Here is a 17,908-nt window from a genome sequence, read left to right on the forward strand (position 1 = left end):
GTAGCCATGTTGTTAACTCTCACTCTTGGAAGAGAATCGTTAACCTTTGTAACCAGTGGCTACGATAAACACTTCACGAGATCGAGCTCGAGAAGAGTCGGGTTTTCTAACTTTTACTGTTTTAAACATCTCGCGGACGTCCTTAACGTATTGGTCAAACCCTTCGCCTTGGAATACTTTTACAACAAAACTACCATTGGTAGCTAGAACTTGTCGACACATATCCAAAGCTAATTCAACTAAATACATAGCTCTTGGCTGATCCACAGAATTGTTGCCTGCTATATTAGGTGCCATATCTGACATCACGACATCAACCATGTTTGGTTGTATACGTTCCAACAAGGCATCTAGCACAGCTTCTTCGCGGAAATCGCCTTGTAAAAAGCTAACACCAGCAATCGGATCCATTGGTAACAAGTCACACGCAATGATTTGTCCGTTGTCTCCAACAATCTTAGCAGCATATTGAGACCAACCGCCAGGTGCTGCACCCAAATCCACAATGGTCATCCCAGGAGACAGCAATTTATCTTTCGTTTGAATCTCTTCCATTTTGAAATAAGCACGTGAACGATAGCCTTTCTTTCTTGCTTCATTTGCGTACTTGTCGTCGAAGTGTTCCTTCAACCAACGGCCTGAACTGGCCGAGTGTTTCTGTTTGCTCATTGGATACCTAAATTGGAGGAAAGTACTAATTGCTGAATAAATTATAGTCTTCAGCTTTAGATGGCGTTAAAATAGGTTTTTTCAACCCTAATAGTAAAGAAAATTGGCCGCGTAATGAACCTAAGTACCAAACAAAAGCAGCATCTAAAGGGCCTAGCTCACAGTTTAAAACCTGTTGTGCTAATGGGCGCAAATGGACTTACTGAAGCTGTTCTAGCGGAAATCGAATTAGCTCTAGACCACCACGAACTGATCAAGATTAAAGTTGCATCAGAAGACCGTGAGACTAAGCAACTGATTATCGATGCAATTGTACGTGAAACTAAAGCTGAGAAAGTACAGACTATCGGTAAAGTTCTAGTACTGTTCCGCCAGTCAGAAGCACGTAAAATCGAGATTCCACGTAAATAAGCGAGTTTGATATAAGCTAACTTCACTAATAGGAAGCCACAGCGCTTATCTTTTAGTGTAGCGTGAGAAACGAAAAAGGTCGCATTTAGCGACCTTTTTACTTATCAGAAACAAAGAAAATTCAATTAGATATATTCTACTTTGTCGATTTCGAAGTCTTTGTCACCACCAGGGGTAGAGATCATGACTTCGTCGCCTTCCATTTTACCGATAAGACCGCGAGCAATTGGCGATTTCACAGAAATGCGACCCGTTTTGATGTCTGCTTCGTCTTCTGAAACGATTTGGTAGCGGAACTCATCATCGGTATCCACATCAATCAGTGTCACTGTCGTACCAAAGATAATCTTGCCCGTATTATCCATTTGCGTTACATCGATGATCTGAGCCAGTGATAGCTTATATTCAATATCACGGATCTGAGCTTCACAAATACCCTGCTCTTCACGAGCGGCGTGGTATTCAGCATTCTCTTTCAGGTCACCTAGTTCACGTGCTTCACCAATAGCTGCTGAGATAACAGGGCGTAGCTTAAGTAGGCGATCTAATTCGTCACGTAGCTGCTGAGCGCCACGTACTGTCATTGGAACCTTTTCCATTTTTTACCTCTATGCCAAAGCTTTCTTTGGCCAACATAAATACACCCAACGTATTTATTGGGTGATAGAAACAAAACGATTTGGCTTAGTGTAAACAAACTTTATGGCTAAATCACCTTTATTCCACTTTGCGTTATAAAAGCTTTATCTAGGTCTAAATTACAGACATCACAAAAATGAATAATAACCTCCCCATCAATAAGTGGAGAGCTAAATACCTAAAAAAACAAAAAACAAACAAAATAAACACAGATCACGCTTTTATAAAATACACTCAAAAACAACCACTTAAACAAAAAAGATATAATAAAACAGTGTTCATTTTTTAGTTTTATATCATTTTACTAACTGACCATGGAACTTTAGAGGTAAAAAGTAACCCATGGATTGCACTGGCATTTTCAGACTTCTGTTCTAATCATGATTATGAAGCCTGATTAATACAGGCAATACACAAAAGGGTTCAAATCCTTAATAAAACTTCTATGGACAGTAATTAGGAAATAATAACATGAACAAGACTATGATCGCGCTTGCTGTATCTGCTGCAGCTCTTGCTACTAACGCAGTGGCAGCCGACGGTAAACAAGCTGGTGATATTGCCGGTACTTCTGTATACAGCTCAAACGGCACTTCTCTAGAAATCGGTGGTCGTGCTGAAGCTCGTCTATCTCTAAAAGATGGCAAAGCTCAAGACAACTCTCGTGTGCGTCTAAACTTCCTAGGTAAAGTTGAAATCCAAGACGGCCTATACGGCGTTGGTTTCTACGAAGGCGAATTCACAACTGCTGAAAACGGTGGTGCTACAGACAGCAACAGCGACAGCATCACAAACCGTTACACATACGCTGGTATTGGCGGTACATTCGGTGAAGTTACATACGGTAAAAACGACGGTGCGCTAGGCGTTATCACTGACTTTACCGATATCATGTCTTACCACGGTAACTCAGCGGCAGACAAAATCGCAGTAGCTGACCGTTCAGACAACATGCTTTCTTACAAAGGTCAATTCCAAGACCTAGGCTTAAAAGCAAGCTACCGCTTCGCTGACCGTGATGTTGACGCTAACGATGAGTTCAGCGACAACGGTAAAGATGGCTACTCTCTATCTGCTATCTACGCAATCGGCGATTCTGGCGTTAAGCTAGGTGCTGGTTACGCAGACCAAGATCAATCTAACGAATACATGCTTTCTGCATCTTACCGCATGAGCGATTTCTACTTCGCTGGTGTATTCACTGATGGCGAAAAACAGACTACAGGTGTAATCAAGAACGATTCTGTAGACTACACAGGTTACGAATTCGCAACTGCGTACACACTAGATAAAACTGCATTCACGCTAACGTACAACAATGCAGAAACTGACGGTGAAACTTCTGCAGATAACGTTGCAATCGATGCAACTTACTACTTCAAGCCTAACTTCCGTACTTACATCTCGTACAATTTCAACCTAATCTCTGAAAATGATACGATCGGTACAACAAACCTAGCTTCTAACGGCAAAGCAACTTCTGCTCAAGCTGAAGACGAAATCGCTCTAGGTCTACGTTACGACTTCTAATTCTGATTATCTAATTGATTAATTAGTTAATTGAGAATCAAAACGCCCGCTATCTAGCGGGCGTTTTTTATATCTGTATACTAAAAACATCAGCCATCCAAGAAATCTTCTATGCGCCTTCTACCCACACTACTTGTATGTAGTTTTTCCATTAGCGCTTTCTCAGTTAACGCTTTCGCTTACCCCCCTCTAGATAAACTGCCTGATGGCAGTAGCACCAGTGTAATTTTGGAATCCCTGAAAGGCGATTCAAACAAACTGAATTCCAATAGTGATGGCTTCTATCCACCCGCCAGTACTTTGAAGCTGGTGACAGCTTTGGCGGCTAAGTTGGAGTTAGGGGATGACTTTCACTACACGACCAGCATTGTTCGTTCTGGTAATGACTCTATCATTTCATTTAGTGGCGACCCAACGCTACAACGAGAACAGCTTAAAAGCCTTTTGGCTCAATACGCAAAATCTCAATCCAGAAACATCAAGGGCAACTTATACCTAGATAACTCGACTTTTACGGGCTATCAGCGAGCGGTGGGTTGGCCTTGGGACATTCTAGGGGTTTGTTACAGCGCGCCTTCGAGTGCGATGACCTTAGACAGCAACTGCGCACAAGCCTCTATTTATACAAAAGATAACGGCAGCACTCGTGTCTATATTCCCGCTCACTATCCGATAGACGTGACAACCACCGCAGCCACGGTAACTCGATCAGGGCAGAAGGCGACACAATGCGACTTAGAGCTCATTACCACTCCAGACAACGCTTACAAGCTCTCTGGTTGCTTAGTAGAGCGTAAGAAGCCACTGCCACTCAAGTTCGCGATTCAAAATCCAGAACTTTACACCTATCAAGTCGTTACATCGCTTCTCAAAGAACTGAAAATAGAAGTAAAAGGTGATGTGATTATTGGTAAAAAAGCGCAAGCAGACAAAACCACGTTAGTCGCTAGTCACAACTCAGAAAAGCTTCCTGAACTGCTCGATATCATGCTCAAGAAGTCAGATAACCTTATCGCAGATAATCTAACTAAAACGCTAGGAGCAACATTTTATGTTCAACCGGGCAGCTTCAATAACGGCACTGAAGCAATAAAACAGATACTGCTGACCAAGGCTAATATTGACCTCAGTAAAGCGCAGCTCGTCGATGGCTCAGGGCTATCCAGAAATAACCGAATGAGGTCACAGACCATGGCTCAAGTGCTTCGTTATATCTGGGAAAACGATCAACAGCTCAGCCTGATTGAGGCTATGCCTACATCTGGCACTGATGGAACGCTCAAATACCGTCAGAGCATGAGAAAAGCACCGATTCAAGGCAACATTATCGCCAAGAGTGGTTCTCTATACGGCAGTTACAACATGGCGGGATACGGATTAGATAAAGCGGGAAAACCAAACTCTCTGTTTGTACAATTTGTCCGTGATTACTTCCCTGAAGAACAAGATCCAGACAAACCAGTGGAAGCACCTATCACCCAGTTTGAGCGTGCTTTCTACAAAGATGTGGTCGAGTTCAGTCAAACACAAAGCAAATCTAAGTAATGCTTAGCTCTGTGTAAACTTCTACTCAAACAATAAAAATGGCGCTGAAGACCTTAAATCTTCAGCGCCATTTTTGCTTCTCAGATGTATTTAGCTATTTTTATAGGTGCCTATTTTTATAGGAGCTAAGCGATACCGAGGAATGAGTTAACCACAGTGAAGTAGATCCACATTCCTGAGATATCAACTATGGAAGCAAGCACTGGGCTCACTAACACCGCTGGATCAAGCTTAAATAGCCTAGCAACTATCGGTAACCCGCCGCCGAGCACGGTTGATATGGTCACCTGAATAAACAGCGCTACCGCAATCGCTAACGCAATCATGTTGATGTCATAGCCACCTGTCGATTGGTTTTCGCTAAATAGCAGAATACGTCCAATCATCACTACAGCAATCGCTAGAGCTAGACAAATAGCAACTCTAAACTCTTTCCACAGAACATTAGCCCATTGGCGTTTTTTTAACTCACCTGTGGCTAAGGCTCTGATAACCAAAGTCGCGGCTTGTGTTCCGGTATTACCACCAGCAGCAGCAATTACCGGCATGTAGATAGCCAAAAGAACCAACTGACTGAGAATGTCTTCATACTGAGCAATTATAAGCCCTGAGACAATTCCCAATAGTGCTAGCGCAATAATCCAACCGATACGCTGCCTTACGTGGCTCATGACGCCAGTAGAAAGGTAGCCCTGTTGAGGCTCCACCTCTGAGTAAATCAGCCCTAGTTGGTGAGCTAGATGTCGAGAGCGCTTCTCAAAGCCCTGCTCTTCTAACTCACTAAGTAAAGTCTGAATCGTACTCAAAGAGCATTGTCCCAGCACTAACACCGCATCTTCGAGTGGCATTCGGTTCAAAAGATTAATTTGTTGTTCACGTCCGTACTGTTGAAATGCATTCGATACAGCTTGGATGTCTTGCTCTGAGTACAGAGCTTCAATAGATAAAAAAGTGTTGTTCATTACCGTCATGGCGAATCTCCCGATTGGCAAAGGTAACGACCATCAAAACAAATAGCATAAGTTTATAGATTTATAGATTTATGGATTTATGGATTTATGCGCACCAAGAGCTGAAAGCTACTGGTGTGTCTACTTGTTAGAATCTAGTGTGTGGAAAAGAATGAGGGGGAAAAACAAAGATACCCTACCCGAACGGCAGGACAATAGATCAATACCGAGACGGGTTATTCTTCTCCATTCAAACTAGGAGGATGGTCGGTATTGTTCATAAAAATCTCCAGAATTACTGTCAATATGACAGCGCGCATAGTGTAGCAATAGCCGTTCAAAAACTTCGTCAAATTCCTGTCAATAAATAGGGGTCAATAAAAAAGGCATCCGTAGATGCCTTTTCGTTAAATCATTGAGATTTAATATTACTTGATAGTAATACGAGCAAATTTACGCTTACCTACTTGGTAAACTGCAGTACCTGCTTCAGGTACGAATTTGCTGTCTTCAATCTTCTCGCCTTCAAGCTTAGCCGCGCCTTGCTTGATCATACGCATCGCATCAGAAGTCGAGTTTACAAGACCTGCTTCTTTTAGAACGTTCGCAATTGGCAGGCCTGCTTCGAATTCGAATTCTGGCATTTCATCAGGAACTTGGTTCTTAGCAAAACGGTTAACGAACTCTTGCTCGGCGGCTTCAGCATCTGCTTCACTGTGGAAACGAGCAATGATCTCTTTCGCTAGCAGTACTTTAACGTCACGCGGGTTCTTACCTGCATCAACGCCAGCTTTCAGTTCCGCAACTTCTTCAAGAGGACGGAAAGACAGCAGCTCGTAGTAGCTCCACATTAGATCGTCAGAGATAGACATGATCTTACCAAACATCTCGCTTGGTGCTTCGCTAATACCGATGTAGTTATGCGCAGACTTAGACATCTTCTTAACACCGTCTAGACCAACAAGTAGTGGCATCATTAGTACCGCTTGTGGTTTTTGACCTGCTGCTTTTTGCAGTTCACGACCCATTAGAAGGTTAAACTTCTGGTCAGTACCGCCAAGCTCAACGTCGCTCTCTAGTGCAACAGAGTCGTGACCTTGTAGAAGTGGGTACATGAATTCGTGGATTGCGATCGGTTGACCACCAGCGTAACGCTTTTTGAAGTCATCACGCTCAAGCATACGAGCAACAGTTTGGTTAGAAGCAAGACGAATCATGCCTTCAGCGCCAAGCTCAGATAGCCATTCAGAGTTGAAACGAATTTGCGTCTTCGCAGGATCTAGAATCTTGAATACTTGCTCTTTGTAAGTTTCAGCATTCTTCAATACGTCTTCGCGGCTTAGCGGTGGACGTGTTGAGTTTTTACCTGATGGGTCACCAACCATTGCAGTGAAATCACCGATAAGGAATGTCACTTCATGACCAAGCTCTTGGAAAGCACGAAGCTTGTTAAAGATAACCGTATGGCCTAGGTGGATATCTGGAGCTGTTGGATCGGCACCCAGCTTAATGCGTAAAGGACGACCTTCTTTTAGTTTTGCAATCAGTTCGTCTTCTGGAATCAGTTCTTCTACGCCACGTTTGATCTCGGCTAGTGCAGCTTCAATACTCGCCATTCTTGTTCACTCCCACAGATTTGGCAAAAATACATTAATTAGACATCTTACTTGAATAGCGATGTATTTTGAAACCAGTTACACTATTCCGTCGTCGATTTTCATAATATTTACAGAACGAACCGGAACATGTTGTCTATTTTTGCACGCCTTCCTATTTTGCACCGGGCTTTTATCGCATTTTTTAGTGCCATAATTTTCGTCGCGATTTTCTTACTCCCCGACGTCAACAGTTTGCGTGACGATTCGGGCGCTTTAGTTGTGGGAAAACATTACCCACTGACTATCAATGCCTCTGCACTTATTAGCTCAAGTGACGCTCCACCGACGGCAGTGCTCAATTGGGAGAAATACACCGTTCGCTCTGGCGAAAGCACCTCTGTTTTATTTGAACGTATTGGCCTCTCATACCGTCTGCTGATCACGCTACTCAATACCAATAATGATATTAAGAAGCAGCTGTCTAACCTAAGACCTGGTGATGTCTTGCAGTTCGGCTTTGATGAAAACAACGACCTTATTCAGTTAAAACGACAACTTAGTGCGTTTGAAAGCTTCAAGATCACTAAATCTGGCGATTCTTTCTCCTCAAGTTTCGACAAAAAAGAAGTGGTATACCAATACAATTATGCCGAAGCCAACATCACCTCTAACTTCTGGAACGCTGGCGTCAGCGCAGGTTTAACCGCAAACCAAATTATGGAACTGGCCGGCATCTTCGGTTGGGATATCGACTTTGCGTTAGATATTCGTAAGAACGACAGCTTCAAAATCTTATACCAAGAGAAAGTGGTTGAAGGTGAAGTAGTTGGTCGCGGTAAGATCATGGCAGCCGTATTCAAAAACCAAGGCGATTCATTTACCGCGGTATTGGATGATAAAAGCGGCAACTACTTCGATGAAAATGGTCGTGCGATGAAGAAGGCGTTCTTGCGCTCACCAATTGATTTTCGTCGCGTAACATCGAACTTTAACCCTACCAGGAGACACCCAGTAACCGGTAAGATTCGAGCTCACCGCGGTACTGACTACGCAGCCCCTGTTGGCACGCCTATCTGGGCAGCCGGTGACGGTATTGTTCAGAAGTCAGGTTACAACCAATTCAATGGTAACTACGTGTTCATCCGCCACAGCAACACCTACATCACCAAGTACCTGCACATGAAGCGACGTATGGTGAAAACCGGTCAGCGCGTAAAACAAGGCCAAACCATTGGTACTTTGGGCGGTACAGGCCGTGTGACTGGCCCGCACTTACATTATGAATTCTTGGTTAATGGCGTACATAAAAATGCGCGTACCGTGAAATTGCCTCAATCCAAATCGTTAACTGGTAAAGCAAAAGCAACCTTTATTGCCAACTCAGAAATTCGATTGAGTAACCTAGAGCGATACGGCCAGTTACTAGCAACTAATTAGGTTACTAGCGACCAATTAGATTAATAGCCATCTAAACCAACGAAAAGAGCGCCCACCAAGGCGCTCTTTTTATTTCCGTCGAACTAGGACTTATCTTTAACCGTCGTTGCTTGGGAGCACATCGGGCTTCTTATCTCGCCCTAACATCAGCAAACAAGGCGTCAGCACCAAGGTTAGTACCGTTGCAAAGGCCAAACCTCCCGCAATTGCCGTAGCTAGTTGCGACCACCATTGCGTGCTCGGCGCACCGAATTCTATCTTTTGATTAATCAAGTCGATGTTCATCTCTAACACCATCGGCATCAAACCTAAAATGGTGGTGACTGTAGTCAGCATTACTGGTCTTAAACGTTGAACACCGGTTCTTAGAATCGCATCTCGCTTATCCAAGCCTCTTTTGATTAGCTGGTTATAGGTATCGATCAGCACGATGTTGTTATTCACGACTATTCCTGCCAGTGCAATCACCCCAATACCAGACATCACGATGCCAAACGGGCGTTGGAAGATCAGTAAGCCAACGAACACGCCAACGGTCGAAAACAATACAGCACTCAGAATCAAAAACGCTTGATAGAAGCTATTGAACTGAGTAATCAGAATCAAAGCCATTACCGCCAAAGCAACCAAGAAAGCACTTTGTAAAAAGGCTGACGAGTTTTCTTGTTCTTCGTTTTGACCACGGATGCGAAATTCCACGCTACTCGGCAGCCCTAGCTCACTCAATGCTTGTTCGATCTTTGGTAGTTCGAGAGCAAGGTTATACCCTTCTTCCATATCCGCCATGATGTTCACCACACGCTTGCCATCAAGGCGTTTAATGGTGTCTTGCTTATGGTCGGGAACGATCTGAGCGAAATTAGTAATAGGTACTAAACCTGCTGGCGTTTTCACCCTAAGCTGGTCGAAGCGCCCGATATCACGCTTATCATTAGGGTAGCGCACCAAGATATCGACCTCTTCTGAAGAGTCATCGGGCAGATAATCACCAATCTTGAGACCATTAGTCACGAATTGAACGGTATTACCCACTAAGGTCGCATCAGCTGCAAAGCGCGCAGCATCGTCGCGGCGAATATCCACCTTCCAATCGATGCCATCTTTACTCGCAGTATCGCTGATATTGGTCAGTGCTTTATTTCCATCAGCCCAACCTCTCACAATTTTTGCAGCCTGATTGAGCTGCTCTGGAGTTCTTGCCGACAGCTCAATCACTAAGTCATTTTCAACCGGAGGCCCAGCATCAGGGAACTTATATTCAATCTCAACACCAGCGTATTGATCGGTTTGTACCTTCAACTCATCAATAATCGCCTTAACGCTGCGTCGATATTGCCAGTCAACAGGCGTAATTGAGATCAAACCAATCTGGTCGTCACCACCAGTACGCGTGTAAACGGTATCGAACTCATCATGATTGAGCATCATCAGTTCAATATCACGCATGATGTCATCCTTTTCTTGGATAGACAGATCCCCATGCGAGCGAACTTTGACATTAAAGAATGGCGGATCAACTTCTGGGAAGAACTCTGCACCTAGACCCGCTTTTGAATAAGTAAAACCAACTGCAACCGCGAGCAGTATCGCACTGAACAAAATCTTAAAGGGGTGTTTAATCGCTAAAGAAAGCGTGTGGTAGTAAGCCTTGGTTAAACCAGTAGCCTGTGAAAAGTCACCATTATGCAGTGCGACCATTCGAGCTTGGCTTTTAGACGATACGTATTGAGGTTTGCCAATCAAACCGCCCAGCACGGGCACAAACAACAACGCCATGATCAATGATGCAGTTAAAGTCGCGATCAGAGTTAGTGGTAAGAACTTCATAAATTCGCCCGTCACATCAGGCCAAAACAGTAACGGAGCAAATGCGGCTAAGGTTGTGGCAGTCGATGCGGTTATCGGCCACGCCATCCGTTTCGCTGCATCTCGGTAAGCGGCTTTGCACCCTTCACCCTCTTGCATTCGCCTGTCTGCAAATTCGGTCACCACAATCGCACCGTCTACTAGCATCCCCACCGCCATAATCAGAGAGAACAGCACTACGATGTTGACGGTTAAGCCAAACACCGAAAGAACCAATAACCCGGTTAGGAATGAGCCTGGAATGGAAATACCCACTAACAAAGCGGTACGCACACCAAGAATCGCGATGATAACGATCACCACCAGAATAATGGCGGATAAGATATTGTTTTGCAGATCATTAAGCATGATCTTCACATCTTTAGATTCATCCCAGGTGTATTTGACCAACAGGTTATTTGGCCATTCCGCTTGCTGCTGAGCACCAGCCATTACCGCTTTGACTAGCTCAACGGTTTCGATGATGTTCTCACCTGCACGCTTCTTGATATCCAACACCACCGCAGATTTGCCATCTAAACGAGCAAAACTTTCAGGATCTCGAAACGCTCGACGAACCGTAGCGACATCGCCAAAAGTGACCACCTGCTTGCCATCCACTTTAATAGGCAACTCAAGCACGTCTTTTAAGGAGTTAAATACCGAAGGGACTTTGACAGAAAAACGTCCGTAGCCAGTATCAACAAAACCTGCGGCCACCACTCGATTGTTCAGAGCGATCAGATTATAGATATCCGCTTGATCTAAGCTGTAGCTCTCCATCAATAACGGATCGACAATGATCTCGACGATGTCAGCGCGATCGCCCGCAATATCGACTTCAAGGATTTGGCGATAGCTTTCTAATTTGTCTCCAAGCTCTCGGGCAATTTGCACTATGGTGCGCTCAGGAACGGTACCGAATAGCACAACAGACAAAACAGGTTGCTCAGAAGCCAGCGTCACCTCATTTACGGTCGGTTCGTCACTGTCTTCTGGTAGTTTTGGTTTAGCCAGATCAACCGCGTCACGCACATCGGCCATTGCTTTGGTGAGATCGACGCCAACATTAAACTCCAACACAACAGAGGCATGCCCTTCTGCTGCGGTTGCTGTCATCTCTTTTACGCCTTCAATCGACCTCAGCTCTTGCTCAATAGGTCGAACCAATAAACGTTCTGCATCCGTTGGCGAGATCCCTTGGTGCCCGACCGAAACATAGATAATTGGGATGGTAATGTCTGGGCTCGATTCCTTAGGTATCGTGATATAGGTGACGACACCGGCTACAAGGATTAACGCTAAAAGGGAGAGCATTGTTCGAGCACGAGACAAGGCTGCATCAATAATTGAATACATCGGTTATCTCCTACTCTGCGGTTACGTTAGAGAGTTCAGCGACTTGCTCAACAGCAATCACCGAATCACCATCACGCACAAACCCTTGGCCTACTGTGATGATATCGACGCGTTGACCTAGCCCCGTGAGCCACACTCCATCTTGTTCGGCCTTTACTAGCTGAATGCCTACAAACTTCACCGTTGGTGAGTCATCGACTGAAACCAAGGTTTTGACCCCTAGGTTACCCGCCTCATCCAATGCTAGCATCGCCGGTGTTATCTTTATTGCATCTCTTGTTTCTAGGTTGAGTTTAACTTCGGCACTGACACCTGCTGGTAATAGGCCTTTAGAGTTATCGATTTCTATCTCGATTGGGAAGGTATTAGTAGCAACAGAAGAGATACGAGAAACATAGCGTAAACGGCCTTCCGCTTCTTCTCGCCCTAACAAACGAACCAAAGCAGATTGATTGACTAGCAAATGTTGGATATGACGCTCACTGACATCCGCCTCAATAACCAAAGGATCGAGGTCAATCACGCCAGCAACAGGATCGCCAACACTAACGAAATCACCGAGCTCCACCATCAAATCTTGAACCACACCCGAAAAAGGCGAAGTAATCACAGTATTCTTTAAAGCCAATTCCGCATTGCGCATCATGGCTTTTGCTTCTGTTAATGAAGCCTCAGCTGTGGTGTAGGCGATTTCACCTTGCAGTCCTCTTTTCTTCAGTGACTGCGCCGCTTTGAACTCTTTCTGCTTCAAGCGATATAACGCAGATGCTCGCTCTAGTTGAATCTCTAAATCACCCTTATCTATCTGGGCAATGGCTTGTCCTGCTTTAACCATCCCCCCCTTAACAACATTCAATCTGACAATCTTACCCGCGACTTCTGCACCTAGACGAGCATGCCTATCGGGCGCCGTTCTTCCATAGAGATCAATCGTTTTAAAGGTCGGTGATGAGGTGAAGGTTTGAAAGGAAACCTTAGCCAGCGGAATTTCTGTTGCCTTTTTTTCAGGTGACTCTTCTGCTTGCCCTACGCCTAAACCAAGCCAGATCGACAACAACACGACTAGAGTCAGAGAAACCAGCCACGGCTGCTTCAATTTCTGAAAAAGTGGTGAGTTAGAAAATAGAGTGGGCATAACAAATCCTTTTGTCCGATGTCATTCAGGCGCGCTAGTTGGCTTAATAGCGTGATGTGCAACTTCCTTATGCACAAAGGTAACCTTAACAGACCAATCCTCAACGAAGTTGGACGCTATCGACAGTTTAAAAAATATGCCGTGTACTAAAAATGAGAGGAATGCTTTGAAAAGTAATAAGTTACTAAGTAAAAACAAAAACGCCGAACATAAGTTCGGCGTTTGAAATGTATCTAATACAGCTTTGAGCTCAAGCTATTTTCAACTCATGCTATACGCTGAATGATGCGCCACAACCACATGTTGTTGTAGCGTTCGGGTTGTTCACAAAGAAGCGTGCGCCTTCTAGGCCTTCAGTGTAATCAACCATGCCGCCCATTAGGTATTGTAGGCTCATTGGATCAACAACCAGCGTTACACCGCTGTTTACAATTGTAGTGTCGCCATCATTTACTTTTTCATCAAATGTGAAGCCGTATTGGAAACCGCTACAACCACCACCTGTAATGTATACACGCAGTTTTAGTTCTGGGTTTTCTTCTTCAGCAATTAGCGTTTGTACGCGGGTAGCTGCTGCATCAGAAAAAGACAATGGGATATTTACTTCGCTCACGACAACCTCTCTTACCTGTGTCAAAAACAACATGATACAAATCTAATTCGAGACCATAGTTGTTGAGTATTTTCTTATATTCCGGTGATTATCTAATACCTGACTGAAACGTTCAAGTATTCACCACAGGATCGGTCCTTTTACTGCTGTAAACTCGCCAATATCTAACAATTAAAACGTGTAACCACACAAAACAACCAGATTCGGGTGATTATCTGGGCGAAAGCATTCCTAGTTGGATTAGGGATAGGTACAATGCGTGCCAATTGGTCCGACAGTCAAAAGAGGATATATCAATGACCAAATCAGCAGAGCTGTACGAAAAAGCACAGCAAACCATTCCTGGTGGCGTAAACTCTCCAGTTCGTGCATTCAATGGCGTAGGTGGTTCTCCAATCTTCGTTGAACGCGCTGATGGCCCACTTATTTTTGATGCTGATGGTAAAGCGTATATCGATTACGTTGGCTCTTGGGGTCCAATGATCCTTGGTCACAACCACGCGGTTATTCGTGACGCAGTTATTGCAGCAGCTCAACGCGGCCTTAGCTTCGGTGCTCCAACCGAAACTGAAATCAAAATGGCTGAACTGGTATCTGAGATGGTTCCATCAATGGAACAGCTACGTATGGTGAGCTCAGGTACAGAAGCAACAATGAGCGCGATTCGTCTAGCTCGTGGCTTCACTGGTCGTGACAAAATTCTTAAGTTTGAAGGCTGCTACCACGGCCACGCAGACAGCCTACTTGTAAAAGCTGGTTCTGGCGCACTGACTTTAGGTCAACCAAGCTCTCCAGGCGTACCGGCTGATTTTGCGAAACTAACGCTAACAGCAACCTTCAACAATCTAGATTCAGTACGTGAAATCTTCGCAGCAAACAAAGGCGAGATCGCTTGTATCATCGTTGAGCCAGTAGCGGGTAACATGAACTGTATCCCTCCTGTAGAAGGCTTCCACGAAGGTCTACGTGAAATCTGTGATCAAGAAGGTGCATTGCTAATCTTTGATGAAGTAATGACAGGTTTCCGCGTTGCTGAAGGTTGTGCTCAGGCTTACTACAACATCAAGCCAGACCTAACGTGTCTTGGTAAAGTGATTGGCGGCGGCATGCCTGTCGGTGCTTTCGGTGGTCGTAAAGACGTGATGCAATACATCGCACCAACTGGCCCTGTTTACCAAGCGGGTACGCTTTCAGGTAACCCTGTTGCAATGGCTGCTGGCTACGCATGTTTGAACCTTCTACGAGAAGAAGGCAACGAAAAGCGTCTAGCTTCAAAAACTAAGCAGTTGGCAAAAGGCTTCAAGCAACTTGCTGACAAGCACGGCATCCCGATGCTAGTTCATCAAGTTGGCGGTATGTTTGGTTTCTTCTTCACTGACCAAGAAACTGTGACGTGCTACGAAGATGTAACTAAGTGTGATGTAGAACGCTTCAAGCGCTTCTTCCACCTAATGTTAGATCACGGTGTTTACCTTGCACCTTCAGCATTCGAAGCAAGCTTTACTTCTCTTGCTCATGGTTCAAAAGAACTTGATGCAACACTAGAAGCTGCTGACCGCTCTCTTGCGATCATTGCTGCTGAAAGCAAATAATCGAAAGCACTTTATAAGTCGCTAACCGATTGAATTTAGGGCTGCATTAAATGCAGCCCTTTTTTATATATCGCGCTCACCAGCCACAAATATGACAGCTTATTTAGCCGTCGACTAAGGCTAAAGCTGAACCAAAAGCATTAACGTTCCCAGAAAAGGAAAACCAACAACATCAAGGTACCAAGGAACATTCTGAACCAAGGGATCTCTTTTTTTGTTTGCTGTTCTTCGTCTTGGCATTTCTTATCTTTATTACAGCATCCCATTATCAAAACTCCTCATTGCTAACTCTCTGTTTTGCAGCCATTATAAACTCAGAACGCAAATATAGAGACCATTACCGTGTCAGAAAAACTCAAAATCAATTCCAGCCACTGGGTGATCATCATTGCCCTACTCGCGGCGGCTTATGCTTGTTACTTGCTTATCGAGCCATACGTTAACTCTATCGTGATGGCCTTTATCATTTCACTATTGATGTTCCCAATCCATGAGTGGCTTGAAAAAAAGCTCCCGAATAAAGAAAACATCGTCTCTCTGCTGTCTTGTATCATACTGACCTTCATTATTGTTATCCCTTTATTGGCAGTATTCGCAGCAATTGTTCAGCAAGGTTCTCTGTTCTCTCAGAATACTTACCAATGGGTGACCCACGGTGGCATTCAGACTCTGTTTGCTCATCCGTTAGTGGTCAAAGCGCTGTCATTTGTGAATAACTACCTGCCTTTCGACAATATTGAGCCCCAAGCCATCGCACAAAAAGTCGGTGAGTTTGCGACAAGCTTTGGTTCTAAGCTAGTTGGTATCAGTGCCAAAATCTTAGGTGACGCGACCAATTTCTTGATGGATTTCTTCTTGATGCTGTTCGTTTTGTTCTTCTTATTAAGAGATCACGACAAAATCATCAGTGTGGTTCGTCATATTCTGCCGCTGTCTCGTAGCCAAGAAGACAAACTTCTAACAGAGATAGAGCAAGTATCTAAATCAGCAGTAATGGGCTCATTCTTAACCGCAATCGCGCAAGGTTTTGCCGGCGGTTTAGGTATGTGGATTGCCGGTTTCCCAGGTCTATTCTGGGGTACTATGATGGGCTTTGCCTCTTTCATCCCAGTTGTGGGTACCGCATTAATCTGGATTCCAGCAGCAACCTACTTGTTCCTAACTGGTGATACCACGTGGGCGATTTTCCTAACGGTTTACTGTGTAGCGATTGTTGGTTCAATTGATAACCTTCTGCGTCCGCTGCTAATGCAAGGCAGTGCAGGCATGAATACCCTGATGATCTTCTTCTCACTATTGGGTGGTATTCAACTGTTTGGCCTAATTGGTCTTATCTACGGACCATTGATTTTTGCGATTACCATTGTCCTATTCAACATCTACGATGAAGAGTTTAAGGACTTTTTAAACCAGCAAGACAAGAGTTAACGAACTTGACGTCAACTTGATTGGCGAACCCGTATTAAACACTTCAAGCTTTGGGCGGATTATGCGAAAATCCGCCCTCATTTTTTGCTAACGATTCAACAGAGTGTCCTATGTCAGCTTATATTGCACCAAGCCAGATTGCTCAACGCCAACTCGCCTACTTTGAAGGCAAACATGTTTTAGTTGCCGGTGAGGCAGAAGACTTGTTCCCTGTTGAGTTAGCGAAGCATTGTGAATCTGTCTCTGTGTTTACTTCTAATTACAGCTACTACCGTCAATTAGAAGGCTACAACACCATCCAACGTTTTTATGGTGCGGAGTTTACCGAAGAGACTAAAGCCGACTTAGTGATGTTGTACTGGCCAAAAGCCAAAGCGGAAGCGGAATTTTTGTTGGCGATGCTATTTGCCAAGCTAGGCAAAGATACCGAGATCGTCGTGGTTGGTGAAAACCGTTCAGGCGTGAAAAGCATCGAGAAGATGTTTGCTCCTTACGGCAAAGTTGTTAAATACGATTCAGCGCGTCGTTGCTCTTTCTACTGGGGTCAATGCTTCGAGCAACCACAAGCGTTCAACCTGCAAGACTGGTTTAAGACCTACACGGTTAACATTGGTGAGCAATCACTTACGGTAAAAAGCCTTCCTGGCGTCTTCAGTCACGGTCAATTCGATGTCGGTAGCCAACTTCTGTTGGATACTCTGCCAAAACTAAAAGGCAAGGTACTGGATTTTGGCTGTGGTGCAGGCGTATTGGGCGCGGTGATGGCATCTCGTAACCCAGATATCGAGCTAGAAATGTGCGACATCAGTGCATTTGCCGTGGCATCAAGCCAAGCAACGCTAGAAGCGAATGGTTTAACGGGTAAAGTCTTCGCATCCGATGTCTATTCTGATACTGCAGAAGACTATCAGTTCATCATCAGTAACCCACCATTCCATTCAGGTTTAGACACTAGCTACAGCGCGACTGAGACCTTACTTTCTCAGGCTCCTAAGCATTTGAAGCGTTCTGGTGAGATGATTATTGTTGCGAATAGTTTCTTAAAATACATTCCAATTATTGAACAAGCATTTGGAAAATGCGCGACTCTAAATAAGACCACTAAATTCGCGATCTATCACGCAAACAAATAACCTCTCTAGCACAGCGCAGGGTCA

General features: G+C 44.5%; 15 protein-coding genes. 7 read left to right on the top strand and 8 right to left on the bottom strand.

The annotated features are described in order from the left end of the window. Positions 1 to 39: 39 nt before the first annotated feature. Positions 40 to 669, bottom strand: coding sequence for a 23S rRNA (uridine(2552)-2'-O)-methyltransferase RlmE (gene rlmE / locus AB4133_RS05380; protein WP_017059396.1), 630 nt, complete (start codon positions 667 to 669; stop codon positions 40 to 42). A gap of 114 nt (positions 670 to 783) precedes the next feature. Between rlmE and yhbY the strand changes: the two genes are divergently transcribed. Continuing rightward, a complete protein-coding gene (gene yhbY / locus AB4133_RS05385) occupies positions 784 to 1,080 on the top strand; it encodes a ribosome assembly RNA-binding protein YhbY (RefSeq protein WP_004738252.1) in 297 nt (98 codons plus the stop codon). A gap of 125 nt (positions 1,081 to 1,205) precedes the next feature. Here yhbY and greA read toward each other — a convergent pair whose 3' ends face one another. Then, entirely contained in the window at positions 1,206 to 1,679 is a 474-nt protein-coding gene (greA, locus tag AB4133_RS05390) for a transcription elongation factor GreA (protein WP_017059397.1), read from the bottom strand. Positions 1,680 to 2,190: 511 nt separating this feature from the next. On the opposite strand from greA, the gene AB4133_RS05395 reads away from it, so the two are divergent. Next, a complete protein-coding gene (locus AB4133_RS05395; RefSeq protein WP_372224048.1) occupies positions 2,191 to 3,249 on the top strand; it encodes a porin in 1,059 nt (352 codons plus the stop codon). A gap of 111 nt (positions 3,250 to 3,360) precedes the next feature. After that, on the top strand, positions 3,361 to 4,794 hold the full coding sequence (gene dacB, locus AB4133_RS05400; protein WP_372224049.1) for a serine-type D-Ala-D-Ala carboxypeptidase: 1,434 nt from the start codon (positions 3,361 to 3,363) through the stop codon (positions 4,792 to 4,794). A 125-nt stretch (positions 4,795 to 4,919) separates the two neighbouring features. Here the strand turns inward: dacB and AB4133_RS05405 are convergent, their stop codons facing one another. Beyond that, positions 4,920 to 5,765, bottom strand: coding sequence for a magnesium transporter (locus AB4133_RS05405; protein WP_017068902.1), 846 nt, complete (start codon positions 5,763 to 5,765; stop codon positions 4,920 to 4,922). A gap of 407 nt (positions 5,766 to 6,172) precedes the next feature. Further along, on the bottom strand, positions 6,173 to 7,360 hold the full coding sequence (gene tyrS, locus AB4133_RS05410; protein WP_017059402.1) for a tyrosine--tRNA ligase: 1,188 nt from the start codon (positions 7,358 to 7,360) through the stop codon (positions 6,173 to 6,175). Between the two features lie 129 nt (positions 7,361 to 7,489). Between tyrS and AB4133_RS05415 the strand changes: the two genes are divergently transcribed. Continuing rightward, positions 7,490 to 8,779: a peptidoglycan DD-metalloendopeptidase family protein gene (locus tag AB4133_RS05415; RefSeq protein ID WP_017065893.1), complete on the top strand. Its 1,290-nt coding sequence runs from the start codon at positions 7,490 to 7,492 to the stop codon at positions 8,777 to 8,779. Between the two features lie 96 nt (positions 8,780 to 8,875). Here AB4133_RS05415 and AB4133_RS05420 read toward each other — a convergent pair whose 3' ends face one another. From AB4133_RS05420 to erpA, 3 genes are all read right to left on the bottom strand, one after another. After that, on the bottom strand, positions 8,876 to 11,983 hold the full coding sequence (locus tag AB4133_RS05420; protein ID WP_372224050.1) for an efflux RND transporter permease subunit: 3,108 nt from the start codon (positions 11,981 to 11,983) through the stop codon (positions 8,876 to 8,878). Positions 11,984 to 11,993: 10 nt separating this feature from the next. After that, complete coding sequence (locus AB4133_RS05425; RefSeq protein ID WP_017059405.1) at positions 11,994 to 13,118, bottom strand: efflux RND transporter periplasmic adaptor subunit; 1,125 nt, start codon at positions 13,116 to 13,118, stop codon at positions 11,994 to 11,996. A gap of 271 nt (positions 13,119 to 13,389) precedes the next feature. After that, positions 13,390 to 13,731, bottom strand: a complete 342-nt coding sequence (gene erpA / locus AB4133_RS05430; protein ID WP_004734539.1) for an iron-sulfur cluster insertion protein ErpA — start codon at positions 13,729 to 13,731, stop codon at positions 13,390 to 13,392. Positions 13,732 to 14,027: 296 nt separating this feature from the next. Between erpA and hemL the strand changes: the two genes are divergently transcribed. Next, positions 14,028 to 15,323: a glutamate-1-semialdehyde 2,1-aminomutase gene (hemL, locus tag AB4133_RS05435; protein WP_010436060.1), complete on the top strand. Its 1,296-nt coding sequence runs from the start codon at positions 14,028 to 14,030 to the stop codon at positions 15,321 to 15,323. A 140-nt stretch (positions 15,324 to 15,463) separates the two neighbouring features. On the opposite strand, the gene AB4133_RS05440 is transcribed toward hemL, so the two are convergent. After that, positions 15,464 to 15,589 carry a hypothetical protein gene (locus tag AB4133_RS05440; RefSeq protein WP_004734537.1) on the bottom strand — a complete coding sequence of 42 codons (126 nt, stop codon included), beginning with the start codon at positions 15,587 to 15,589 and terminating at the stop codon, positions 15,464 to 15,466. 76 nt (positions 15,590 to 15,665) lie between these two features. Here AB4133_RS05440 and AB4133_RS05445 point away from each other — a divergent pair, with 76 nt between their 5' ends. Continuing rightward, a complete protein-coding gene (locus AB4133_RS05445) occupies positions 15,666 to 16,751 on the top strand; it encodes an AI-2E family transporter (RefSeq protein WP_017059406.1) in 1,086 nt (361 codons plus the stop codon). A gap of 110 nt (positions 16,752 to 16,861) precedes the next feature. Next, positions 16,862 to 17,884 (top strand): 16S rRNA (guanine(1207)-N(2))-methyltransferase RsmC, encoded by a 1,023-nt coding sequence (rsmC, locus tag AB4133_RS05450; RefSeq protein WP_017066801.1) that lies wholly within the window; start codon positions 16,862 to 16,864, stop codon positions 17,882 to 17,884. Positions 17,885 to 17,908 lie beyond the last annotated feature (24 nt).

This window comes from Vibrio sp. 10N.286.52.F8, from assembly GCF_041468745.1.
Taxonomy (GTDB): Bacteria; Pseudomonadota; Gammaproteobacteria; order Enterobacterales; family Vibrionaceae; genus Vibrio; species Vibrio crassostreae_C.

Excerpts from the sequence above, each read along its gene's own strand:
- hemL (WP_010436060.1), top strand. The coding sequence starts at position 14,028 with ATGACCAAATCAGCAGAGCTGTACGAAAAAGCACAGCAAACCATTCCT.
- rsmC (WP_017066801.1), top strand. The coding sequence starts at position 16,862 with ATGTCAGCTTATATTGCACCAAGCCAGATTGCTCAACGCCAACTCGCC.
- AB4133_RS05440 (WP_004734537.1), bottom strand. The coding sequence starts at position 15,589 with ATGGGATGCTGTAATAAAGATAAGAAATGCCAAGACGAAGAACAGCAA.
- AB4133_RS05395 (WP_372224048.1), top strand. The coding sequence starts at position 2,191 with ATGAACAAGACTATGATCGCGCTTGCTGTATCTGCTGCAGCTCTTGCT.
- tyrS (WP_017059402.1), bottom strand. The coding sequence starts at position 7,360 with ATGGCGAGTATTGAAGCTGCACTAGCCGAGATCAAACGTGGCGTAGAA.
- rlmE (WP_017059396.1), bottom strand. The coding sequence starts at position 669 with ATGAGCAAACAGAAACACTCGGCCAGTTCAGGCCGTTGGTTGAAGGAA.
- AB4133_RS05425 (WP_017059405.1), bottom strand. The coding sequence starts at position 13,118 with ATGCCCACTCTATTTTCTAACTCACCACTTTTTCAGAAATTGAAGCAG.
- dacB (WP_372224049.1), top strand. The coding sequence starts at position 3,361 with ATGCGCCTTCTACCCACACTACTTGTATGTAGTTTTTCCATTAGCGCT.
- AB4133_RS05415 (WP_017065893.1), top strand. The coding sequence starts at position 7,490 with ATGTTGTCTATTTTTGCACGCCTTCCTATTTTGCACCGGGCTTTTATC.
- greA (WP_017059397.1), bottom strand. The coding sequence starts at position 1,679 with ATGGAAAAGGTTCCAATGACAGTACGTGGCGCTCAGCAGCTACGTGAC.
- yhbY (WP_004738252.1), top strand. The coding sequence starts at position 784 with ATGAACCTAAGTACCAAACAAAAGCAGCATCTAAAGGGCCTAGCTCAC.
- AB4133_RS05405 (WP_017068902.1), bottom strand. The coding sequence starts at position 5,765 with ATGACGGTAATGAACAACACTTTTTTATCTATTGAAGCTCTGTACTCA.
- AB4133_RS05420 (WP_372224050.1), bottom strand. The coding sequence starts at position 11,983 with ATGTATTCAATTATTGATGCAGCCTTGTCTCGTGCTCGAACAATGCTC.